Annotated in this window: 21 protein-coding genes; 11 read left to right on the top strand and 10 right to left on the bottom strand. The window is 73.3% G+C overall.

Annotated features, from left to right (window positions below; translation table 11 throughout):
* From OHS82_RS39760 to OHS82_RS39745, 4 genes are all read left to right on the top strand, one after another.
* A complete protein-coding gene (locus OHS82_RS39760) occupies positions 1-1,455 on the top strand; it encodes an MFS transporter (RefSeq protein ID WP_328435631.1) in 1,455 nt (484 codons plus the stop codon).
* Positions 1,452-3,725, top strand: coding sequence for an FUSC family protein (locus OHS82_RS39755; protein ID WP_328435630.1), 2,274 nt, complete (start codon positions 1,452-1,454; stop codon positions 3,723-3,725). The genes OHS82_RS39760 and OHS82_RS39755 overlap by 4 nt, the downstream gene beginning before the upstream one ends.
* Before the next feature lie 201 nt (positions 3,726-3,926).
* Complete coding sequence (locus tag OHS82_RS39750) at positions 3,927-4,499, top strand: AMIN-like domain-containing (lipo)protein (protein ID WP_199863872.1); 573 nt, start codon at positions 3,927-3,929, stop codon at positions 4,497-4,499.
* Positions 4,500-4,774: 275 nt separating this feature from the next.
* Complete coding sequence (locus OHS82_RS39745) at positions 4,775-5,551, top strand: polysaccharide deacetylase family protein (protein ID WP_057581129.1); 777 nt, start codon at positions 4,775-4,777, stop codon at positions 5,549-5,551.
* A gap of 32 nt (positions 5,552-5,583) precedes the next feature.
* Here the strand turns inward: OHS82_RS39745 and OHS82_RS39740 are convergent, their stop codons facing one another.
* The 5 genes from OHS82_RS39740 to OHS82_RS39720 all read right to left on the bottom strand — a co-directional run bounded on the left by OHS82_RS39740 (position 5,584) and on the right by OHS82_RS39720 (position 11,089).
* On the bottom strand, positions 5,584-6,630 hold the full coding sequence (locus OHS82_RS39740) for a YihY/virulence factor BrkB family protein (protein WP_443061820.1): 1,047 nt from the start codon (positions 6,628-6,630) through the stop codon (positions 5,584-5,586).
* Between the two features lie 299 nt (positions 6,631-6,929).
* Positions 6,930-7,412, bottom strand: coding sequence for a hypothetical protein (locus OHS82_RS39735; RefSeq protein WP_057581130.1), 483 nt, complete (start codon positions 7,410-7,412; stop codon positions 6,930-6,932).
* Between the two features lie 170 nt (positions 7,413-7,582).
* Complete coding sequence (locus OHS82_RS39730; RefSeq protein WP_057581193.1) at positions 7,583-9,064, bottom strand: MFS transporter; 1,482 nt, start codon at positions 9,062-9,064, stop codon at positions 7,583-7,585.
* 356 nt (positions 9,065-9,420) lie between these two features.
* Positions 9,421-10,392: a helix-turn-helix domain-containing protein gene (locus tag OHS82_RS39725; protein ID WP_328435629.1), complete on the bottom strand. Its 972-nt coding sequence runs from the start codon at positions 10,390-10,392 to the stop codon at positions 9,421-9,423.
* A 49-nt stretch (positions 10,393-10,441) separates the two neighbouring features.
* Entirely contained in the window at positions 10,442-11,089 is a 648-nt protein-coding gene (locus OHS82_RS39720) for a hypothetical protein (protein ID WP_057581132.1), read from the bottom strand.
* Positions 11,090-11,429: 340 nt separating this feature from the next.
* On the opposite strand from OHS82_RS39720, the gene OHS82_RS39715 reads away from it, so the two are divergent.
* Positions 11,430-12,755, top strand: coding sequence for an alpha/beta fold hydrolase (locus tag OHS82_RS39715; RefSeq protein WP_057581133.1), 1,326 nt, complete (start codon positions 11,430-11,432; stop codon positions 12,753-12,755).
* 127 nt (positions 12,756-12,882) lie between these two features.
* Positions 12,883-13,437, top strand: a complete 555-nt coding sequence (locus OHS82_RS39710) for a molybdenum cofactor biosysynthesis protein (protein WP_328435628.1) — start codon at positions 12,883-12,885, stop codon at positions 13,435-13,437.
* A gap of 130 nt (positions 13,438-13,567) precedes the next feature.
* On the opposite strand, the gene OHS82_RS39705 is transcribed toward OHS82_RS39710, so the two are convergent.
* The 3 genes from OHS82_RS39705 to OHS82_RS39695 form a co-directional block, all read right to left on the bottom strand.
* Positions 13,568-14,404, bottom strand: coding sequence for a chitosanase (locus tag OHS82_RS39705; RefSeq protein WP_057581134.1), 837 nt, complete (start codon positions 14,402-14,404; stop codon positions 13,568-13,570).
* 165 nt (positions 14,405-14,569) lie between these two features.
* Positions 14,570-14,905 carry a hypothetical protein gene (locus OHS82_RS39700; RefSeq protein WP_057581135.1) on the bottom strand — a complete coding sequence of 112 codons (336 nt, stop codon included), beginning with the start codon at positions 14,903-14,905 and terminating at the stop codon, positions 14,570-14,572.
* A gap of 137 nt (positions 14,906-15,042) precedes the next feature.
* Positions 15,043-15,315 carry a hypothetical protein gene (locus OHS82_RS39695; protein ID WP_057581136.1) on the bottom strand — a complete coding sequence of 91 codons (273 nt, stop codon included), beginning with the start codon at positions 15,313-15,315 and terminating at the stop codon, positions 15,043-15,045.
* Positions 15,316-15,511: 196 nt separating this feature from the next.
* Between OHS82_RS39695 and OHS82_RS39690 the strand changes: the two genes are divergently transcribed.
* From OHS82_RS39690 to OHS82_RS39680, 3 genes are all read left to right on the top strand, one after another.
* Complete coding sequence (locus OHS82_RS39690) at positions 15,512-16,216, top strand: hypothetical protein (RefSeq protein WP_057581137.1); 705 nt, start codon at positions 15,512-15,514, stop codon at positions 16,214-16,216.
* Between the two features lie 229 nt (positions 16,217-16,445).
* Positions 16,446-17,258, top strand: a complete 813-nt coding sequence (locus tag OHS82_RS39685) for a peptidoglycan-binding protein (protein WP_328435627.1) — start codon at positions 16,446-16,448, stop codon at positions 17,256-17,258.
* Positions 17,251-18,117, top strand: a complete 867-nt coding sequence (locus OHS82_RS39680; protein ID WP_057581139.1) for a helix-turn-helix domain-containing protein — start codon at positions 17,251-17,253, stop codon at positions 18,115-18,117. The genes OHS82_RS39685 and OHS82_RS39680 overlap by 8 nt, the downstream gene beginning before the upstream one ends.
* 17 nt (positions 18,118-18,134) lie before the next feature.
* Here the strand turns inward: OHS82_RS39680 and OHS82_RS39675 are convergent, their stop codons facing one another.
* Positions 18,135-18,407: a hypothetical protein gene (locus OHS82_RS39675; protein ID WP_328435626.1), complete on the bottom strand. Its 273-nt coding sequence runs from the start codon at positions 18,405-18,407 to the stop codon at positions 18,135-18,137.
* 207 nt (positions 18,408-18,614) lie between these two features.
* Positions 18,615-20,885, bottom strand: coding sequence for a M4 family metallopeptidase (locus OHS82_RS39670; RefSeq protein ID WP_328435625.1), 2,271 nt, complete (start codon positions 20,883-20,885; stop codon positions 18,615-18,617).
* Positions 20,886-21,662: 777 nt separating this feature from the next.
* Between OHS82_RS39670 and OHS82_RS39665 the strand changes: the two genes are divergently transcribed.
* A complete protein-coding gene (locus OHS82_RS39665; RefSeq protein WP_328435624.1) occupies positions 21,663-22,130 on the top strand; it encodes a hypothetical protein in 468 nt (155 codons plus the stop codon).
* 63 nt (positions 22,131-22,193) lie between these two features.
* Complete coding sequence (locus tag OHS82_RS39660; RefSeq protein WP_328435623.1) at positions 22,194-22,760, top strand: precorrin-3B C(17)-methyltransferase; 567 nt, start codon at positions 22,194-22,196, stop codon at positions 22,758-22,760.
* The last annotated feature ends 16 nt before the right edge of the window (positions 22,761-22,776 follow it).

Below are 22,776 nucleotides of genomic sequence, written 5' to 3'. Positions count from 1 at the left end.
ATGCGCGCTGCGTTCTCCCCGGCCGCGCGCACCGGCGCCTTCGTCGCGGTCTCGCTGGCGCTGTTCTGCATCCAGCTCGACTTCTTCGCGCTGAACCTGGCGGTCCCGGGGATCGCCGAGGAGTTCGGCGTCACCGCCTCGGCCGCCCAGTGGACTCTCTCCGCCTACATGCTCGCCGTCGGCTGCTGCTTCATCGTCGGCGGCCGGGTGGGCGACGTCTTCGGCCGCAGGGGCACCCTGCTCGCCGGGACCGCGCTGTTCACCGCCGGGTCCGTCGGCTGCGCGCTCGCGCCGGACCTGTGGCCGCTGGTGGGGGCACGGATCGTGCAGGGCGTCGGCGCGGGCTTCGTCTTCCCGGTCGCGGTCTCCGTGATCACCAACGTGTTCCCGGAGACGACCCGCACACGCGCACTGGGGGCGGCCTTCGGGATCGCCAACGTCGGCACGGCCCTCGGTCCGTTCGTCGGAGGCGGCTTCACCGAGGGGCCCGGCTGGCGCTGGATCTTCTGGCTGCTCGTCCCCTTGAGCGCGCTCTCCCTGGTGGTGGCGTACGGGTGCGTGCCCGACTCCTTCGACCCCGGCGCTCCGCGTCAGCTCGACCTGGCCGGCGCGCTCGCCCTGGTGTGCGCCCTGGCGGCGCTCACTCTGGCCGTGGAACGGGGCAGCGCCTGGGGCTGGGACCACGCCCGCACCCTGACCCTGCTGAGCGTCGCCGCGGCCGCGGGCGTGCTGTTCGCGCTGCGGGAGCGGACGGCCCGGCATCCGCTGGTCGACTCCCGGCTCTTCCGCAACGTTCCGTACGTCCTGGTGACGGGCATGGGCTCGGTCGGCAACATGGGGTACGCCGTCACGGTCTTCGTCTCCACGCTGTATCTGCAGCAGGTGCGGGGGCTGACGCCGATCCAGGCCGGCGTGGTGTTCCTGGCGCCCGCGGTGCTCGTCGCGTGCAGCGGACCGCTCGGCGCACGACTGTCCGGGCGGCTGCCGCCGACGGTGGTGATGGCGCTCGCCGGGGCCGCCGCCGGCACGGGCATGATCATGCTGAGCATGGTGACCGCCTGGTGGCTGTACGTCGTGGTGTTCGCCTGGTGCGGCCTGGGGCTCGGGCTCGGCTGGACCTTCGCCGGCGTCGCCACCCAGCGGGTCGTGGCCCCCGAACGGGCCGGCGAGGCCTCGGGCGTCCTGCTCACGTTCCTGGTCACGCTGGGCGGTGTCGCGCTCGCGGCGGCCGCGGCCGCGATCACCGCCATGACACCGCAGCGGACGCCGGAGGCGGCCTACGACGCGATCCTGCGTCTGGGCGGAGCGGTGATTCTGGCCGCTTCCGCCGTCGTCACGGTCGCGCGCCGGCGGCCTGCGGTCCAAAGCGGGGACCGGGACGGGGACCCCGGCGGGGACCGGGACCGCCTTCCGGCAGCGGGCTCGCGCACGACGCACGGCCGGGGGACGCGGTGACGGCCGACGGCGCAAGGGCCGAGGTCCTGCGCCGCTCGGTGCGGGTGACGGCGGCCGCCGCCACCGGTTTCTACGTCTTCCTGTACGGGCTCGACGAGCCGGTGCCGGCGCTGTACGCGCTGTTCGCGCCCATCTCTCTCGGGCTGCTGTCCTCGATCCCGGGGTCCGGACGGCAGCGGGCCGCCGTGATGCTCGAGGCGCTGCCCGCGGGTCTGGCGCTCGTGACGCTGGGCACCGTGCTGGCGGTGCACACCTGGACGGCCGTGCTGGGCATGCTCCTCGTCGGCTTCGTCCTCGCCTTCGCCGCCGTCGCGGGGCCCCGGCCGGCCGGGGCGGCGCCGGGCCTGCAGCTCTTCTACATCCTGGCCTGCTTCCCGCCCTACGCACCGCAGACCCTGGGACAGCGCCTGACCGGGCTCGCGGTCGGCGTGGTGCTGCTCGCGCTCTGCGAGAGGTTCCTGCTGCCGCGGCCCGCCGGCGAGTCGTACCGGTCGATTCTCGCGAGGGCCGTGGCGATCTCGGGCGACACCCTCGCCGGCCGCGCCGGTCCCCCAGCCGACGTCCTGCGTTCCGCCGGCGCCCGGCTGCGGCTCTCGCAGATCCCGCCCGCGGAACGCCCCGCGGGCGCGAGCCGTGCGGACCGCGGCCTGTCCCAGGCGGGCTCCGCCGCGCGCCGGCTGCTGGAGCAGCTGGCTCATCTCACCGAGACGGGCCGGCTGCGCGACCTGCTCGGCGACGGAGGTCCGGCGGACCAGGGCGCCGACGGCTCACCGGGCGACGCGGCGTGCGCGTGGCTGCTGCCCCGGCTGGTGACCCGGTGCGACGACACTTCCGCGGAGCTGCGCGCGGGCCGGGCCGATCCGGGACCGGAACGCATGGACGCGGCGATCAGGGCCTTCCAGCAGCTGCGCGGACGGCAGGGCCCGCAGCCCTCCGGGACGCGCCCGTCCGCATCCCCGCCGGCGTCGACGGCCTCGGCGGTTGCGACCCCGACGCCGGCGGAGTCGAGGTCACCGGCCTCGCGGTGGGCGCCGGTGCGGCGCCAGGCGGCGCTGCTGGGCGTCGCCGAATCGGTGCGGGTGCTGGAGATCGCCGTACGGGTCGGTCTCGACGGGCGGCGCACCGGGCCGATCGAGCCGCGGGAGCTGTTCTGGTACACGGAGGCGGTCGCGCCCCGGCTGTGGCTGCGCCGGATCGTCGGCAACATGACGCTCCGCTCGGTGCAGTTCCACAACGCCGTCCGGATCGCGGCGGCCCTCGGCGCGGCCCGCCTGGTCGCCGGTTCGCTGGAGCTCACCCACGGGTTCTGGGTGCTGCTGGCGGTGCTCACGCTGAGCCGGACCACCGCCGGGGAGACCTGGGCGGCCATCCGCAAGGCGGTGGCGGGCAACCTCGTGGGCGCCGTCGCCGCGGGCGCGCTGCTCATCGGCGTCGGGCCGCACACCGACGCCTACGCCGCGATCCTCGCGCCGGGCATGCTGCTCGCCTTCGCGCTCGGGCCACTGCTGGGGATCGCCTGGGCCCAGGGGCTGTTCACCCTCGTGGTGGCCACCGCGTTCGCCCAGATCGCTCCGGCCTCCTGGCAGTTGGCCGAGGCCCGGATCGTGGACGTGGTCACCGGCAGCGCCATCGGTCTGGTGTGCGCGATGCTCGCCTGGCCGACCGGCGCCCGGCGGGAGGTGCGCCGGACCATGGCCGGTCTGCTGCGCGAGTGCGGGCCGCTGATCGACGGCACCCTCGCGGTGCTGACGGCGGTGCCGCCGGGCTCCGCACCCCTTCCGCCGACGCTGCCCGCCCTGCACCGGATGCGGCTGGCCGAGTCCGCCTACGCCCAGTTCCGCAGCGAACCCGGCGCCGGCGCCTCGGTCGGCGCCGACTGGCACAGCGTGCTCATCGCCACCCATCAGGTCCTGCTCGGCGCCCACTGGCTGCCCCGCTTCGACCTGCCCGCCGACCCGCTGCCGCCGGCCGCCGCGGCGCGGGCGCGTACCGATGCCCGGGCGGCGGTGACCGCCATCGGCCGGCTGGCCGCCCTGTGCGCCGGGGAACCGCCGTCGGCGACCGGTGGGCAACCGTCGGCGGGGGGACCGAACGCACCGCGGGGCGGAGCCGAGCCCGCACCCGGTCGTCGGCCCGCGCCGCCGTTGCCGGCACTGGTCGACTTCGAGGTCTGGCTGACCAGCCTCACGGCCCAACTCGCCCACGCCGAAAGAGGCCTGTCCGGCATGCCCCGCCGCCGCACCGCCGGGGGTCGGCGAGGCGACCGCTGACGCACGGGGAGGGACCCGGAGGCGGAGGAACGGGGACGAGGAGGGGCCCGCACAAGCCGCATGAGCCGCACACACCCCAGGCGCACCACCGGCGCACCGCGTCCTCGGGCGCACCCCACATAAGGCACGGGACAGCGCAACCTTTCGGTCATTCAGGTTGTCTCAGTTGATGTCCGACACGCGACTCCTTCGGGGGAGATCATGGTGCGAAACAGAACCGTCTGGGCCACCGCGGCCCTCATGACCGCCACCCTGGCCGTTGCCGTGGCTCCGGCCGAAGCCGCCCCGGCGACCGCCGCCCGGGCCGCCGCCGCCTGCCCCACCGGCTGGGGCAGCCTGGCCGAAAGCTATGTCACCAGCACGGCGACCCCCGTGACCGACGTCCGGACCGGCCGCCACGACTGCTACGACCGGTTCGTCGTCGACGTTCCCGGTGCGAGCGCCTCCCGACTCGGCTTCTCCGTCGCCTACGTCGACCAGCTCTACCAGGACGGGTCGGGCCGGCCCATCCCCGTCGGCGGCGGCGCGATCCTGGAGGTGCGGGTCAACGCCCCGGCCTACAACCCGCAGACCGGCACGCCCACCTACCCGGGACGGCCCGCTCAGCCCCTCCCGGGCGTGAACCTCGCCGGATACAGCACCTTCCGGGACACCCGGTACGGCGGGAGCTTCGAAGGCGTGACGCAGTTCGGGCTCGGCGTGCGCGCCCGTCTGCCCTTCCGGGTGCAGCGCCTGACCGACCACCTCGTGGTGGACGTCGCCCACACCTGGTGACACCGACCACCGAGTGGCGTCGGGCGTCGGCTCGTTCCGGAGCCGGCGCCCGGCGCCGCACAGGTGCGCCCTCACGCCGACCGCCGTCGCCGCGCCGACGGCCATCGGCGTGCCCCGTCGGGTCGCCCGGCCGTACTTCCGTTCCGCGCGCGGACGTTCGCGCGTCGCCGAACGCCCGCAGAACTGTCCGTGATCTGTAACAGCGGGATCCCCCGGCCGCCTTTCTCCGTCCTGTCATCTGCAGGGGCTCCACCGGGACGAAGGACAGGGCAGACATGGCGCGGCATGGCGGGCGGGGTTGGTACGGCCGGGTAATCGCGGCGGCGGTAGGGGTCACGGCGATGGCCGCGGTCACCTCGGTGTGGACCGCGCAGGCCGACGGCAGCGGGGCGGAATCGGGGGCGGAGGCGTCCGCGCGTCCCTCCGCGGCGGCGTCCGCCCCGGCGCGGGTCGCCGTGGACATCGCCCACGCCTCCGACCGCGGCCCCCGGGGCGTCAACATCACCATCGACGACGGCCCCGACCCCGTCTGGACGCCCCAAGTCCTCGACGTGCTGCGGGAGAACGGGGTGAAGGCGACCTTCTGCATGGTGGGCGCCCAGGCCCAGGCGCACCCGGACCTGGTCAAGGCCGTGGTGGCGGCGGGCCACCGGCTGTGCGACCACAGCGTCTCGCACGACACGTCCATGGACGCCAAGCCGCAGGCCTACCAGTCGCAGCAGATCCTGGACGCGGAGCGCATGATCACCGAGGCGTCCGGAGGCGTCCGCCCGCTGTACTACCGGGCGCCGGGCGGCGCGTTCACCCCCTACAGCCGGGATCTCGCCGCCTCCCGCGGGATGCGCCCGCTGGGCTGGAACGTCGACACCAAGGACTTCGAGCGGCCGGGCGCCGCCGCCATCGTCGCCAACGTCAAGAGCGAGGTGGGCAACGGTCCGACCATCCTCTTCCACGACGCGGGCGGCGACCGCTCCCAGACCGTGACCGCGCTGCGCGAGGTCCTGCCCTGGCTGAAGCAGCAGGGATACTCCTTCGGCTTCCCGGTGCGCTGAACCGTCCGGCCCCCGCCCCGCGTCGGCGTGCGTCACTCCGCCCGGCGCTTGTCCTCCTCGCTCCACGCACGGGTGTCGCGCGGCTCGACGTAGGGTTCCTCGCCCTCCGCCAGGCCGCCCGCGACGGCACGCTGACGGGCCAGCTCCGCGTCGAACTCCAGGCCCAGCAGGATCGCGATGTTGCTGATCCACAGCCACACCAGGAAGACGATCACGCCGGCGAGCGTGCCGTACGTCTTGTTGTACGAGGCGAAGTTGGCGACGTAGAACGCGAAGCCGGCGGAGGCGATCAGCCACAGCAGCAGCGCGAGCACACTGCCCGGCGTGATCCACTTCAGGCCCCGGCCCCGCACGTTGGGCGTCGCCCAGTACAGCAGGGCGATCATGACGGTGACGAGGACGATCAGCACCGGCCACTTCGCGATGGACCAGACGGTCAGGGCCGTGTCCCCGATGCCCAGCGCGGCGCCGGCCTGACGGGCCAGTCCGCCGGTGAACACCACGATGAGCGCGCTGACCACGGCGAGCACGAGCAGCACCACCGTGACACCGACGCGCACCGGCAGCACCTTCCACACCGGCCGCCCCTCGGGCATGTCGTACACGGCGTTGGCGCTGCGGATGAAGGCCGCGGTGTAGCCGGAGGCCGACCAGATGGCGAGGACGAGGCCGACCAGCGCCATGACCGAGCCGACGCCGCCCCGGCCCTGCAACTCCGCGACCGCGTCGCTGATGACGTCCCGGGCCGAACCCGGCGCCACCTTGCGCAGGTTGTCCAGCACCTCGTCGGTCGCCGACTTGCCGGCCAGCCCCAGGAGCGATACCAGCACCAGCAGGGCGGGGAACATCGACAGAACGCCGTAGTACGTCAGCGCGGCGGCCCGGTCCGTGAGTTCGTCGTCCTGGAACTCGCGCACGGTGCCTTTCAGCACGGCCCACCACGACCGTTTCGGCAACTGCCCCGGCTCCCCCGGCTCCCCCGGCTCCTGCCGCTCCACCTGCTTCTCCGGCTCCGCCGTGTTCCGACCGGGCACCGACGCCATGGCGTGGTCGTGGTCGGAGTTCGATGTCGCTGCCATGGCAAGGGGGTAACCGCGTCCGACGGTTTCATGCGCCGGGAGGCGCGCTCGTCGGCCGGTCCGCTCACCGCCGTCCGGCCGCGGAAGCCTGCGCGAGGCGGGAGGCCTGCGCGTGGCGGTTGGGGGCGGGGGGTGACCCGCGCCGTCGTCCACGCGGCATGGACGGGACGGGAGGCGCGGTGGCTGCACAACCCGGGGGCTGGAGCGATGAGACGGCTCACGCCACGGCCCCGGCCCCCGGTGCGCGGGCACCGGGGGCCGCCTGGCACTGCCCTGGTCGCAGCCACGGCTGCGCAAGGTCAGATCCGGCCGCCGGTGAGCCGGGTGAGGGGGCCGTGCGCGTGGCGGGCCGAACGGCGGCCGACGGCGTACGAGGCGGCCGTCAGCGCCGACAGCCCCGCGCCCACGCCCGCCGCGATCAGCTTGCGGTGCGCGACGACCGTCCAGGCCGTCTTCGCGGTCGCGGCCACCTGGCCCGAGGTCGCGACGATCGCCTGACGGCTCGCCTCGACGCCCCGTGCGGCGCTGTGCGCCGCGCTCTGCACCGCGCCGGTCGTCACCTCGGCCGTGCGCTGGACACCGGTCTTCGCGGCCGCGGCGGCGTCGTCCGTCTTCGTCGCGGCGTCACGCGCGGCGCGTGCGGCCGGAGCCGTCGCCTCGGCGGTGGTGTGGCGGGCCTTGGCCGCGGTCGCCCGCTTCGCCGCGGACCCGTCGCCCGCGTCCGCCTTCGTAGAGGGGTTCGTATGGGTGCTCGTCTTCTTGTTCGGTTCACTCATGGACATCGCGTTGCCCCTCACTCCGACGGCAAACCCGTCCGCTCACGCCGGGTGAGGGCCGCGCTCGCTCGGTCGGCGTTCCCTGGCGCTCCGTGACGGCCGGATCGTCCTGGTGGGCGCGTGGGCGCCTCCCACTCCGTCCGGGCGTCACCCGCCGCCGCCTCGGCGGGGAACCCTCAGACTCCGCCCGGGACCGTGCCGCCCTTGAGGCGTTCCAGGTCCGACGGACGGACCTGGATGACCAGCACCGCGATCAGAGCGGCGAGAACCGTGAAGATCGCCGCCATGACGAAGGCAGCCGAGACGCCTGCGGTGAGCACCTCGTCCCCCCAGGGGTCGGGGAGCACTCCGGTCTGCCGGAAACGCAGGCGTTCGGCGGGTGTCGCCTGCGCGAGGAAGTCGGAGACCTGCTGGTCGGCCTCGTTCCGGCTGGCCGTGCCGTACATGGTGACCAGGATGGACAGGCCGAGCGAACCGCCCACCTGCTGGGTGGCGTTGAGCAGGCCCGAGGCCGCCCCGGTCTCCTGTGGGGTGACGTTGGAGAGCGCCATGAGGGTCAGGGAGACGAACTCCATGCCCATGCCGAGGCTGAAGACGAGCATCGGCCCGAGGACGCTGCCCGCGTACGTGGAGTGCACGTCCGTCAGCGTCAGCCAGGACAGGCCGACGGCGGCGAGGACCGCGCCCACCACCATGAACGGCTTGGGGCCGTATTTCGGCAGGAACCGTGAGGCCAGTCCGGCACCGACCGCGATGACCGCGCTCACCGGCAGGAAGGCGAACCCGGCCGCGAGCGGGCTGAAGCCGAGCACGTTCTGCACGAAGAGCGTGAGGAAGAAGAACATGCCGAAGATCGCCGCGGCGAGGCACAGCATGATGCCGTACGTGCCCGCCCGGTTGCGGTCGGCGAACATGTGCAGCGGCGTGATGGGCTGCCGGGAGCGCCGCTCGATCAGGACGAACACGGCGAGGACGACGACGGCCGCGGCGAACGAGAGCAGCGTGATGGTGTCCCGCCACCCTTCCTGGGCGGCTCTGATGAACCCGTACACCAGCAGGACCATGCCGACGGTGGACGTCAGTGCCCCGGCGATGTCGAAGCGGCCGGGATGGCGCTCGGACTCCTTGATGTAGCGGGGCGTGGCCAGTGCGATGAGCAGCCCGATGGGGACGTTGACGAAGAGCACCCACCGCCAGTTCAGCCACTCGACGAGCATGCCGCCGGCGAGCAGTCCGATCGCGCCGCCGCCGGCCGAGACCGCGGCGAAGACCCCGAACGCCCGGTTGCGCTCCGGGCCTTCACGGAACGTCGTGCTGACGAGGGAGAGCGCGGTCGGGGACGCGATGGCCCCGCCGACGCCCTGCAGGGCGCGCGCGGCGAGGAGTTGCGGTTCGTTCTGGGCGAGACCGCCCAGCAGCGAGGCGAGGACGAAGAGCAGCACGCCGAAGACGAACACGCGCCGACGGCCGAGGATGTCGCCGGCGCGCCCGCCGAGCAGCAGCAGTCCGCCGAAGGTGAGGGTGTAGGCGTTGACCACCCAGGCCAGGCTCGTCGTGGAGAAGTCCAGGGAGCGCTGGATGTCCGGCAGTGCGATGTTCACGATGGTGATGTCGAGGACCACCATCAGCTGACACGAGGCGATGACCAGCAGCGCCATGGCGTTGCCGCCGCCGTCCTTGCGGGCGGCGGTCCGGGCTGCTGAGGTCGGTTGGGGAATGCTGCTCATGACGCCTCGTCCGCTCGGGAAGCGGGCCCTGAGGAAGAGGTCGGTGGACGGATGCGTCCACCGCCGGGTCCACCGTTCGACCGTACGCCGGTGGCAGGACCCTCACCACTCGGGCCGTGCCAGGACTCCCCTGTGATCCTGGCACGGCTTCCGCAGGTCGCGGGCGGTGCCGCGGGTGACCATGATGCAGGAGGAACGCCCGGTGTGTCGTTGGCGGAGGGTCCACATCCGCTTGGCACAGCGTCCACGGCTGACGGGTCCCGGACCTGGTCCGGCGGCCGGGAGGGTCAGCCCTCGGTGAGCGCCCGTTCGCGCACCTCGCTGGGCGGAACGCCGTAGGCGACGCGGAACGCCCGGGTGAACTCGGCGGCGCGGAGGAAACCCCAGCGCGCTGCGACGGCGTGGACGGGCAGGGAGTGCAGCCGGGGGTCGGCGAGGTCGCGGCGGGCGTGTTCGAGGCGCTGGTCGCGGATGTAGGAGGCGACGGTGAGACCTTCGGCCTGGAAGAGGCGGTACAGGTAGCTGCGGGAGATGTGGTGCGCCGCGGCGATACCGGCGGGGGTCAGGTCCGGGTCGCCCAGGCGCCGGTTGATGAACGACTTAATCTGGAGGGCGAGGGTGCGGCCGCGGCTTTCCGGCGCGAACCTGAGGTCGGCGTCCGCGACGTGTGCGAAGACCGCCGTGACCAGGTCGGCGGCGACCGCGCCCAACCGGGGCGCGTCCGAGGGCTGATAGGCCGAGGTGTCCGACACCAGGTGCAGGAGGAACTGCGCGAGCAGTGCGCCGACGCCTTCGCGGCCCGATATGTGGCGTCCGATGACCTGGTCGGCGCGGTGCCCCGGCAGGGCCACCAGCGACTGCGGGATCTCGACGCCGACCATGGTGACGGGCTCGGGGCCGGTGTGGATGTCGTAGCTGCGGGAGGAGGAGTTGGTGTGGAACTCGTTGACGTGGTAGGCCGCCTGCCGTCGCCCCCAGTCGGCGGCGGCCTCGCCTTGCAGCAGGAGGGAGAGGTGATAGACCTCGGGATCGGACTGGCGGACGAGTTTCGGGGTGCGCCGGAAGACCAGATGGTCGAAGGTGGCCGGCCACACGGTCACGTCGCCCAAGGAGATGACGCGTTGGCGGCCCCGGTAGTCCGCCGTGCGGTCGCTGGTGAGCTGCATGGGCGCGTGGGTACGGCCCATGCGCTCCGCCCACGCCTCGAACCGGGCGTCCACCGGCAGGTCCGTGGTGCGGAAGACCGACTCGTGCAACACGGGCGTAGTCAACCACACCGCCCATACGGGCCGTTCGGCGGCGCCGGGGTCACTTCAGGTGGGCCGTGTCCACGGTGACGGAGTCGTTGTCGTGGGCGGTGACGGAGATGTAGCCGGGGTCTCCGTTGCGGTCGAGGTAGCACATCACGTAGGCGACGCCGACCGCGGTCCGGCGCACGGGGTGCTCGGCGACGGCCTTGCGGCATCCCTCCGCCGTGGGCGGCTCGGACGTTCCCCACTCGGCCAGTTTGCCGGCGGTGGACAACAGGTATCCGCCCTGCGCGTAGACGGCGTCCGTGCCGGCGTCGGCCACCGCGGGCGGGGAGTGCGTGAAGTCGTAACCCGTGGGCGCCGTCTGGCCGTCCGCCGCCTTCATGACGAAGCCGCGGACCACCGCGGTCGACGGCGTGGGCGTCGAATCGGGCAGGGCGGCCGAGACCGCCGCGCCGCCGCCCCCGACGACCGCCACGGCCGTGAGGCCGGCGATCACGGGATGGGCGAAGGCCATGCTGAGCAAGGGCCCGACGACCGGGACGGAGAACTTCATCTGGGTGTTCTTCTGCGTGATCCTGGCGTTGTCGCCGGCGGTCACCGTCTGTGTCGGGGAGTGGTGGGCGCCGGGCGGTGGCGGGACGTCGGTGTCGTCCTGCGGGGCGGGGACGCCGGGTCGCGCGCCGCGCATACGGTCGGTGTTCATGGCTCGGGACGCTAGCGACGCGGCGTCCCGCGATCCTGTTTTGTCAGAGATTGTCGCCAACAGGCCACTTGTGAACGCCCCGAGGGATGAGCCTGACCGGCGCGACGAAGAGTTCGGACATGCTACCGGGCAGTCATATTACCGAACCGTAACCTACCGACCGCTACCCGAGGTAACAGGGCCCTCGCTACGGTCCTGACAGTTCGTCTAAGAGCGGAACGGGGCAGCGGAGGCGACCGCGGCTCCGGGCCGCTCGGTCGTCACGGCCCGCACCCCACCGGGCCGTCCTCCGTCCGAGCCGCAGACGAAGGCTCGGCCTCCCACTTCCCGGAGGTCCGCCATGCCCGCCCCCACCCGCCTGCTGGCCGCGGCCGTCACCGCTGCCGCCTGCCTCGGCGTCACCGCAGTACCGGCCGACGCCGCTTCCGAGCCCGAGGCCGTGGTCTCCCGCGGCGTCACGATCCCCGCCTTCTACACCCCGCCCGCCGCGCTTCCGGCGGCCGACGGCGCACTGATCCGCTCCGAACCGCTCCCCCTGGCGCTGAGCCTGCCGGGGATCGACGGACCGCTGCCGGGCGCCGCGACCCGCCTCATGTACAAGTCCACCGACTCCGCCGGCCGGCCCACGGCGGTCACCGGCGCCTACATCGAGCCGTCCGCCCGCTGGAAGGGCGAGGGACCACGACCGCTGGTCGCGGTGGCCCCCGGCACCATGGGCCAGGGCGACCAGTGCGCCGCGTCGCTCGGCCTCGAACGCCCGCTCCTGGTCAACGGGCAGACGCTGTCCGTCGGTTACGAGAACCTGGCGATATACCGCCTCCTCGCCCGCGGCATCGCCGTAGTCGTCACCGACTACACCGGCCTCGGCGCCACGGACCGGCTGCACACGTACGTCAACCGGGTCGACGAGGCACACGCCGTCCTCGACGCCGTCCGCGCCGCCCGCGCGCTCCCCGGCGCCTCGCCGGCGGCCGGCTCCCGGGTGGCGCTGTACGGCTACAGCCAGGGCGGCGGGGCCACGGCCGCCGCCGCCGAACTCCAGCCGTCCTACGCCCCGGACGTCACCCTCGCCGGAACCTACAGCGGCGCGCCGCCCGCCGATCTGGTCGCCGTCACCAAGGCCATCGACGGCAGTGACCTGGCCGGCGCGCTGGGCTGGTCGGTCAACGGCTTCCTGCAGTCCGACCCCGAGCTCGAGCCGATCGCCCGGGCGCACCTGAACGACGCGGGCCGGGCCGCGCTCAAGGACCTGTCGACGATGTGCGTCGGCGACGCCCTGCTCGCCTACAACTCGGCGCGCAGCAACGCCTGGACCACCGACGGGCGTTCCCTCAGCGCCGTCGTCGAGTCGGAGCCGAGGCTCCGGGCGTTCCTGGCCGACCAGCGCATCGGCGCCCGCACACCGGCGTCCCCGGTGCGGGTGGCTACCGGCACCGCCGACGACCTGGTGCCGCACGCGCAGGCACGCGCCCTCGCCGTGGCCTGGTGCGCCAAGGGCGCCTCTGTCACCTACAAGCCGGTGATCCTGCCGGGTCTCGGCCGCGCACTGATCAACCACTTCACGCCGTTGCTCGTCGACCAGGGCGAGGCGATCTCCTGGCTGACGGACCGGCTCGACGGCAAGCCCGCCACGTCCGACTGCGCCACGCTCCCGCTGCGCCCCTGACCCCGCCCGCTGCGGCCGCGGCCGGTGCGCACCCTCACGGACGCACCGGCCGTCGCCGTGCCCACCATGTCCCTCCACCGTGTCCGCCCGCCGCGGCCGTCGGCGCCGCCGGGCCTAGGCTGGGCCCATGAAGGAGGTCGAGGTGGTGGACGTCGAGGTGATGCAGGCCGAGGTGGTGCAGGTCGAGGTGGTGGAGCTGCTGGTGTCCGCCTCGCACCGGTTGGCGGGGCGTCCGGCCGACGGGCCTTCAATGGGTCCGGCCGACGAGCGGGTGCCGCAGGTCGAGGTGCGCCGCGGCCTGGGCCTGGTCGGCGACCGCTACTTCGGCCGCCCGGCCCACCGGGACGCGTCGGTGACCGTCATGTCCGCCGAGAACCTCCCCCGGCACATCGCCCCGGCCGTCGGTCTGCTGCAGACCCGCCGGAACATCCTCCTGCGCGGCGTGGACGTCGACTCGTGCGTCGGCTCGACGATCGTGCTGGACGGGGCGACCGGACCCCTCGCCTTCGCCGTGAACCGGCCGGCGCGGCCCTGCGCGTGGATGGACGTCACCGTCGGCCCCGGCGCCCAGCGTGCGCTGCGCGGCAAGGGCGGCGTGCGCTGCACCCCGCTGACCGACGGGGTCCTGGCCCTGGGCCGCACGGGGTTCCGCGTGGTGGACGTGTGGTCGCCGCCCGGCTGAGAACAGTCCGGACGGCGACCGTCGGGGCACGAGTGCGCCCACCCCGCGTCACGGCCGGGTACCGCCCGGCGCCCGACCGTGACGCGGCGACCGTCGGCGTCACCGACGGGTCGTGGTGACGCGGTCCGGGTCAGCCGAGGTGGTAGCTGTCGCCGTACACCTTCCAGTCCAGGGGCGGCTCGAGGTCGAGGTTGCCCTTGCGGAGGAAGACGCGCTGAGCGGTGTCGACGCGGCTGGTGTCGCTGTGCGCCTCCTCCTGTTTCATGGCCCAGACACGGGCGTCGAGGAAGGCGTTGAGGTACGTCGTCTCGTCGCCGCCCTGGGCCGGCGGCTTCGCCTTGCTCAGCGCACGCTTGCGGATGTTGCGGAAGCTGGTGGAATCGCCGCCGTCGCCGTGCATGACGATGGCGTCGTAGTAGGCGAACTGGCCGAGGGCACGCAGGCCGTCCGTTCTGCCCTGGCGGACGGCCGGGTCGAAGTAGACCCGGTCTCGTTCGTCGTTCTGGGCCTGCTGGAAGGCGGCGTCCTGTGCGGCCTTGCGCCAGTCCTTCGGGTAGTTCGGGTCGAGCCCGGCGTGCGAGTCGGTGCCGTTCACGGTGCGCAGGGCCGGCAGGTACTTCGCGAGGACGTTGCCGGGTTTGCGGGCGGCGTAGAGCTCCACGAGGTCGAGCATGTCGCCGGTGCCGGAGCAGAACCCGATGATGCCGGCGGTGTAGCCGCGGCCGTCGCCGATGTCCTCGATGTACTTGTACTGGGCCTTCCAGTCGAGCGAGGAGTTCTCCGCGCTCGACACCAGCTTCATGGCGATCTCCTTCTTCGCCGGGTCGTCGAGGCCCCGGGCCGCGGGGGCCGCCGCCGCGCCTCGGGCGTCGAGGAGGGGGGCGGCCGCCAACGCTCCGGCGAGCGCGAGGAAGAAGCGGCGGGAGGTGGGGGCGAGGCCGTCGAGAGGCCGCGATAGGTGCACCACAGTGGCTCCAGGTGAGGAGTGGGGGGTGGGGTGACTCGGCGTTGCAACTGACAGGAAAGTTTCCTATCAAGCGCAGGTCGCAGAAGTAACCCCATCGAAGCCATGTTCGTACGATCGAACAAAAAACCTGTCAGCCGATCGCGGACAGGCCCCCCGGAACCTGCCTCAGAACCACCACTGGACGAACAGGGAGCTCAGGAAGCCCGTGAGGCCGATATGGAACAGGACCATCCAGATCCACTGCGACACGCGCATCCGCCAGGCGGTGGACTTGAGGATCTCCCACTCGCTGACCGCGTAGGCGGCCAGGCCGAGCGCCAGCACCTCCCACACCACGAGCCACCAGCCCGACGGAGTCTCCCCGGTCGTCGCGGCCATCGCGGTCGGGACACGGGCGACGCGCCCCAGGACGATGAGGGCGATGAAGAGCTTGTGCCAGCCATGACGGACCGCCGGCGGTGCGGCGGTGACGTGAGGGGCGGAAGTGGAACCTGTGGACATTCGCACATTTGATCACCCTCCCGCGACGGAAGCCATCCCTCCTCTCGTCCGGGCCGCGAGGACCGTCGAGGACCGACCGACGAGAACCTGTCGACGCGGCGGGAGGATCGACCGCAGGCCCCGTCGGCGCGCTCCGCTCAGTCGGCGGCCGGGGCGTCGCCCCGCCAGTCGAAACGGCGACCGTCTGCGCCGCGCCGCCCGTACAGGGCACGGCCACCCGGTCCGTAGCGCCCGATCTCCGTGGTGAGCGCCACCTCGCGCAGGTCATGATCGGGCCGGTCCGTGACGTCCAGCAGCAGCCCGTCCAGAGGACCGCCCACCAGCTGTGCGTAGGCGCGGCCCGGGCGGGGGCCCGCGTCGTCGTGGTCGGCGCCGTACACCCGGCCCCGCAAGAACTCAGCCTCGTCCATGACCGACAGCCTGGCATCCACCACTGACAACGCCCCACCGGACGGGCGCGGCGAAGCCGGGCGGCCGGCCACGGTCCCCCCGCCTGACGCACTTCGGCCAAGGAGCTGGCGGAAAAGCGGCGTACGGGCGCAATTGCCGACGAGAGGGGTATGCAGCATCTACACAGAGCCGTGCGGGGGTGGGGGGCCGACCCTGATGGCACACAGGTGGGAGCGAGCCGGGGCCGGCGAGTCCGCGCGCACCCGGCGCCGTCGGACGGTGCGCGAACTCCGCGCGTCGGGACGCTACGGGCCTCGACTGCGCGAGGTACTGCCCGTTCTCGCCGTCGCGGTCGCCGTCCCCTGCGCCTGTCTCACCGGACTCGCGCTGCTCTCCCGCGCTTTCGGCTGGGCGGTCAGCGCAACGGCGCTCCTGCCGCTCGCGGCGGCGGCCGTCGCCGTACACCGCCGCTCCCGCCGGCCGGCCCGGCGGCGGAACGGTTACTACACCGCGCAGGAACTGGCGGAGCTGGACATGCCGGCGCTGGTGCTGGCCGTGGCCCGGATGCTGCGCCGCGACGGCTGGCGGGTACTGCCGCCGCCACGCCATGACACTCCTCATCTCGCCGCCCGCGACGGCCGGGGGCGGCTGCTCGACGTGGCGTTCCGACCCGTCGCCGAGCCGTTGCCCGACGAGGAGACGGCCTGCTCCTGTCGCGTGCGGCTGCGCCGGCGCGGTGCGTCCGGTCCCCCGCTGCGGCTCGTGGTGCACCGGGGGGCCTTCACCCACCGGGACGAGGTGTGGGCCTCACGTGACGGGCGCACCTGCCTCATCGACGGCCCCCGTCTCCTGTTGTGGGCTCGCGGCACACCGCTGGCCCACGTCGCGGGCGGCATCGTCCCGCCGCCCGGGCGGGGGTGAGACCGCGCTCACGCGGGCTCAACAGGACGCGTTCCAGGGCCTGCCGGGACGCGGCGGGCAGATCACGACGCCGATCCGCCCGGATGCCGCACGGACGGCGGACACGTCCGCGACGTGAAGGAGTCGTGGATGTGAAAGGGGCAACCCGTGCGGAGGGTCCGGTCGTCTCTCCGTACGCTGGAGCCGCTCCGGAGACCGCACAGGACGGCGTACGCGAAAAGGGTGGGGTATGTCCCGATGGAAGGCGCTGCCCGAGGGGCTAGACCCGCAGGTCCGGCGACTCGTCGTGCAGTTACGCCAGGTGAAGGACCACAGCGGGCTGAGCCTGGCCGCGCTGGCGAGCAGGACGTCGTACAGCAGGTCGTCCTGGGAGCGCTATCTCAACGGCAAGGCGACCCCGCCCCGGCATGCCGTCGAGAAGATGGCCCAGGTGTGCGGCGGCGACCTGATCGGCCTGACGGCGCTCTGGGAAGTGGCCTCATCCGCACCCGCCGGGCCGCAAGCTCCACAGGCGCAGGCACTGGGACAGCCCCAGTCGGCATCGGCATCGGCATCGGCATCGGCATCGGACCAAACGGCCTCCACGCACGGGCCGTTGCGTACACGCCGTGGTCTGCGCGGACGCAGACCGATGGTGGCGGCCGTCGTCGTGGTGGCGGCCGGAATCCTGTGCGCCGCCTGGTCCTGGACGTCGTCGGCCCAGCCGGAGTCCCGGGAGGCCGAGGCCGCGGTCACGCACGTGCCGACCTCCTCGTACTCCGCCAAGACCTTCCCCTGTCACTTCACGGTGCTCGACGGTCGTCTCTACGCCGGTCACAGCACCACGCTCACCGACCAGTACGGCGTCGGCGCCACGGTCGAGGCGGTGGCCGAGGTGCAGTGCCTGGTCCGGCGGCACGGCTTCGACCCGAAGGGGATCGACGGGTCGTTCGGCCCCAACACCCGGGCGGCGGTGCAGGGGTTCCAGCGGTCCCGCGGACTAGACGCCGACGGGATCGTGGGTCCGATGACCTGGCGCGAGCTCAGGAAGCCGGGTGGCTGAGGGCGCCCGGCCACGTCCGGACGGCTCGTCACGAGCGTCCGCGCCCGAGGTCCGTCACCTTGTCGAACGGCTGCGGGAGGCCAGGGAGAGCACCGGGCTGAGCTTTGCCACACTCGCGGCGCGGACGGCCTACAGCAAGTCGTCCTGGGAGCGCTATCTCAACGGCAAGACCCTGCCGCCCCGGGACGCGGTGGAGGCGCTGGCGAAACTGAGCGGCGCCGATCCGGCTCGGCTGCTGGCGCTGTGGCTGCTCGCCGACCGTGCCTGGAGCGGACGCGACGCACACGACGTACGCGGTGCCGGGAACCCGGGCGCCGGGGCGGCGGACACCCCGGGCAGGGAGCAGGGGGACGCGGCGCCCCGCCGGCCCGCCGGGCCGTTCGGGCCGGCCCGGCGCAGAAGGGCCGCCGTGCTCGCCGCGGCGGTGGCCGCGCTGGCCGGCGCGCTGGGCGTGGGGGCGTGGACGGCCTGGACGTACGGCGTCGGACACCGGAGCGAGGCGGCGTCGCCCAGCACCGGGCCGTGCAGCGGCGAGGCCTGCACGAACCGTGACCCCGAACAGCAGGACACCGACTGCTGGACCGACGCGGGAACCCGGGCGCAGCGGGAAGTCGCCGGGCGTACGGTCGAGTTGCGCGTCAGTCCGGCCTGCCGGGCGGCCTGGGGCCGCATCGTGGGTCCGCGCGACGGAGACCGGATCCGGGTCGTCACCGCCGACGGACGGCGGCAGTCGCGGCAGGTCGCCGTGCCGGGCCACTACCAGTACACCCTCATGACCGGTATCGACCGGGCGTCCGAGGCGCGGGTCTGTTTCGAGCTCGTCGACGGCCCGTCGGGCTGCACCGCCTGGGGGCGCTGAGGAATCGGACGTGGTTCTCACCGGCGCGGGGTCCGGTGCCGCGGGGTCCGGTGCCCCGGCGAATGCAGGTGGGGGTCGAAGAGCTGGGCGGCCAGGCCCGCGAGGACCAGTCCGGCGGCGAGCAGGAGGCCGTGGGGCGGGGCGACGCCGACGGCGAGGGCGGCCGCCGCGGCCAGGAGCCACCGCCATGCCCGCGCGTGGCGGTACTCGCGCGGCCTCGGCGGCCGCCCCTCCCCCAGGGACCGCGCGAACCATGGGTCTTTCTCGGTAGGGCAGGGGTGGATGGGCAACTCTCCTTCGGGCGTGGGCGGACGGGCCGGGGCGTTGCTCGGCTCGCTCCGGCGGCCCCGGATCACCGGGCCTTCTCCACGATCACGTGTCCCCGGTGGTCCGCGCCATCGGGGTCAACACCCATTTGTCCCCGACGGGATGATCCGGACGCACCGCCGCCCGGGTCTCGGAAGACCCGGGCGGCGGTGTGGGACGGTCGGTCGGTGTCAGGGGGTGAGCTGCCAGCGCTGGATGTATCCGACGTCGATCGACGCACGGTCCTGGACGCGCAGCTTCCAGGTTCCGTTCAGGGGCTGCCCGGAGGCGTTGACGGTGAAGGTCTGGTCGACGTTGTCGGCGGAGCCGCCGCTGCGGTTGAGGAGGGAGTAGACGGTGCCGTTGGGGCCGACGAGGTCGACGGTCAGGTCACCGCGGTACGTGTGGACGATGTTGACGTAGACCGAGGTCGTGGCCGAGGCGTTGCCGTCGCGGCCCGTGATGGTGACCGGGGACTCCACGGCGGCGCCGTTGTCGGGGATGTCCACCCGGTCGGCGTTGGCGTAGATGTACGCGATCCGCCAGGTGAAGTCGTCCGAGACGGAGGCGCCGGTGCTGTCCGTGACCTTGACGGTGACGTCGCTGCTGCCCAGGGTGGTGGGCGTCCCGGTGATGAGGCCGCTCGGGCTGATGCTCAGACCGTCGGGCAGACCGGTCGCCTCGTAGGTGAGACCCGCACCGGAGTTGGTGGTGTAGGCGTCCACCTGGAGGCTGACCGCCTGGCCGACGCCGCTGGTCTGGTCGGCGAGCGGGGCGACGTTGACGCCGAGGGCTATCCGGCTGCCGACGTTGATGGCGGCCCAGGAGTCGGCCACGGCGAGGTAGGCCGGGCTGTAGGCGCCGAACAGATCGCTCGCGGCCTGGAGGGTGGCGGTACGGGCGCCGGCGTAGTTCGTCGACGAGGTCATGTACGTCGTCAGAGCCCGGTACCAGACGGCGGCGGCGTTGTCGATGCCGATGCCGGTGACGGGACGGCCGTCGGCGGTCGGGCTGTTGTAGGAGACGCCGTTGACGGTCTTCGCGCCGCTGCCCTCGGAGAGCAGGTAGAAGAAGTGGTTCGCGGGGCCCGAGGAATAGTGGACGTCGACGCCGCCGAGGGCGGAGCTCCAGTTGTCGTGGGAGGAGCCGTCCTTGGAGGGTTTGTCCATGTAACGCAGCGGCGTGCCGTCGCCGTTGATGTCGATCTTCTCGCCGACGAGGTAGTCGCCGGGGTCGGCGGCGAGACCGGCGTGGAACTCGACGGCCGCGGCGAAGATGTCGGAGGTCGCCTCGTTGAGGCCGCCGGACTCGCCCGAGTAGGTGAGGTTGGCGGTGGCTGCGGTGACGCCGTGGCTCATCTCGTGGGCGGCCACGTCGAGGGCGGTCAGCGGGTGCGTGTTGCCCGACCCGTCGCCGTAGGTCATGCAGAAGCAGCTGTCCTGCCAGAAGGCGTTGACGTAGTTGCTGCCGTAGTGGGCGCGGCTGTAGGCGGCGACTCCGTCGTTGCGGATGCCGTTGCGGCCGAACACGTCCTTGTAGTAGTCCCAGGTCGCGGCGGCGCCGAAGGCCACGTCGACGCCGGCCGTCTGCCGGTTGGACGGCAGACCGTTGCCCCAGACATCGTTGTCGTCCGTGAAGAGCGTTCCGGTGCCGGACGTGCCCTGGTTCAGGTCGTACGTCTTGTGTCCCGCGCGTCCGCCGTCGACGAGCTGGTACGTCGATCCCGACAGCGTGGTGCCGAGCGGGACCGTGCCGCTGAACTGGCCGGTGCCGGTGCCGGTGTGGACCTTCTCGGCGGCGAGGATCTGCTTGCCCGTGGTGGCGTCGGTCACGACCTGGAGTTCGCTGGGGGTGCCGTCCTGCTGCACGCCCTCGACGACCGTCTCCCAGGCGAGGACGGGCTTCGCGGTACCGGCCCACACGACCAGGCGTGGCGCGCGTTCCGCCCCGGCGCCCTTGACCTCGGCGTTCCTCGCGGCCGCGAGAGCCTTGCCGGCGGCCTGGGAGGCGGCGAGCTTCGGGGTGAGGGAGGGCAGGGTGAGCGTCGCCCCGCTCGCCCTGGTCACGGTGGTCCGGCCGCTCCCGAGGTGCACGACCAGGTCGCCGCCGAGGACGGGAAGTCCGGCGTAGGTGCGCTCGTAGCGGGTGTGGGTGGTGCCGTCGGCGTCTCGGACGACGTCCTTGACGAGCAGCTTCTCCTGGGCTCCGAGCGCGAGCCGTCGGGCCTCGACGCCGGCCGCGGCCTGCGCGGTCCTGATCAGCGAGGCTCGGCCGGCCGGCGACAGGGGCGTCGCCGCTGCGCCCGCGCGGGGCGTCGCGGTGATGCCGGCCGCGCCGGGCCCGGCGGGCGCGGCGACTCCGGTGCCCGTCTGGACCCCGAGGGTCAGCAGGGTGGCGGCGGTGGAGAGGGCGAGGGCGGTGGCGCGTCTGCGCCCGAGGATGGGGAGGTGTCGCCGGGGCAACGGGTTCTCCTTCAGTGCGACGGTCGGCCGGTGAGGGTGACCGAGGTGGGGCGGACCGGCGGGAGGGGGCCGATCCGGAGCGCTGCACAGTTGGGGGGTGGAAGGAGGTGGGGGGTGGGTGACAGGTGCTCCGCGTGATGCGGACGTGAAGGAATGGTGAACTTCGGCAGCAGCGTGGCACTGAGTGCACAGTTTTGTCATGGGAATGCCAAGACAACGGCTTGAAATGACCATGAGCGGCTGGGGATTCGGCCTGCTCGGCGCACATTTTCAGCCGCCGGCACAGGCATCCCGTCCCCGAAAGGATGAATGCGGGCAGGGTGACGGCGTGTCGCGGCACGGCGGGCCCCACCTTGCGAGTTCAGGTGTCGACGGAGTCGTCGGCGGGTGGGGTCACAGTTGGTGGGCTTGGAAGGGCAGCGGCGGCCTCGGGCTTCGCCGAAGGTCACGGACCCGGCTGCGGAGCGCCGGGGACGACGTCGTCGTGATCGTGACGGAGGGCCGCAGCGCAGACCGCGGAAGCGGAACGGCCCGTACGACGGAAGTCCACGGCGCGACGCCGGCGGACGTCCCCTGGACCGCCCCCGTGCGCCGCGCCCCGTCGGCTCGCCGGACGCGTCCTGGCCGGCCGGTCCCGCCGCGACGCATCCGGGTGCGCCGAGGCGACCGCTGCGCCGTTCGAGTGGCCCTCCTCCGCTTCCCGTCGTAGCGTCGACAGCGCACCTCGCCGGGGCGCGGCACACAGCCGGGCCCCGGTTCGGGCGGCTGGGAGCCACGATGCGACACACGACGAGAACAACGGTCACGCTCTGTGCGGCGCTGGGCCTCACGGCGGCCGTCGGGTCGGCCGCGGCGACGCCGGCCGCCTCACCGCCCGCGGCCCGCGCGGCCTCGGTCCGCCAGGCCGCCGCACCGGTCCTCGTCGACTGCTTCTGGCACGCCCGGGTACGGCCAGGCAGCTTCGTCCTCGCGTGCGGCGACGGCAACAGCCGACTGGTCTCGCTGCACTGGAAGAGCTGGGGCGCCGGCTCGGCCCGGGCCACCGGGGTGAACGTCGTCAACGACTGCGACCCGTACTGCGCGGCGGGCGCCTTCCACCGGTACGCCGTCAGGGTCAAACTGGACCGGCCGCAGCCGTGGAAGAAGGACCCCCGGGTTCAGCACTACAGCCGGATCACCCTGACCTACCCGGGCGACCGGCCGGAGCAGTTCGGACGCGTCGTCACCTACCCCCTGTGGAACTGACCGCGCGCTCGCCCCGGCCACCCTGCCGCCCGGCCTGCCGTGGGCGCCTGCCATCATCCGTGAATGACACGGACAGGGACTCGGCGCCGCGTCGGCGCTCCGTTTCTCCTCGCTCTGCTCTTCCTCACGGCCGCGTGCGCCGATCCCTCGGCCGATCCCCGGGCGGCCGGTCCGGCCACGGCGGCCTCGCCCTCGGCCTCACGCTCGCCGAAGGGTTTCTGCCCGCCGCCGCAGGACACGCGGGCCGCCCCGTCGCCGTGCATCTCCGCCGACTGGGACAAGCGGGTCGCGGAGAACCACGCCTACCGTCAGCAGCAGCCGATCACCGCCGAGCAGGAGCGCGAGGCCCGACCCCCGGCGACGGCCCTCGCCACGGTCCTGCAGAGCCTCGCGGCCTCGGGCACCACCGCGGACGCTCTGCGGACCGCCGCCGCCACGGCGCTCGGCCTGAAGCCGGACGAGATCGAGATCCAGGGCGAGGTCCTGAAGCCGTTGCACGATGTGCTCGTGGGCGGCGGCGAGGGCCGGGTGTGCGTCAACGGAACCGTGGACGGCAGCGGTCACGCCACCGCCGAGGTCGTCGGCCGCACCCTCGACGGGGCCTGCCTGCCCGGGCAGGGCGGTCACTGACGCACGACGCCGGCGC

The sequence above is a fragment of the Streptomyces sp. NBC_00425 genome, assembly GCF_036030735.1.
Lineage (GTDB): Bacteria > Actinomycetota > Actinomycetes > Streptomycetales > Streptomycetaceae > Streptomyces.
Note: the sequence above shows the minus strand (reverse complement) of the source record. Positions and strands in the feature narration are given on the sequence as shown.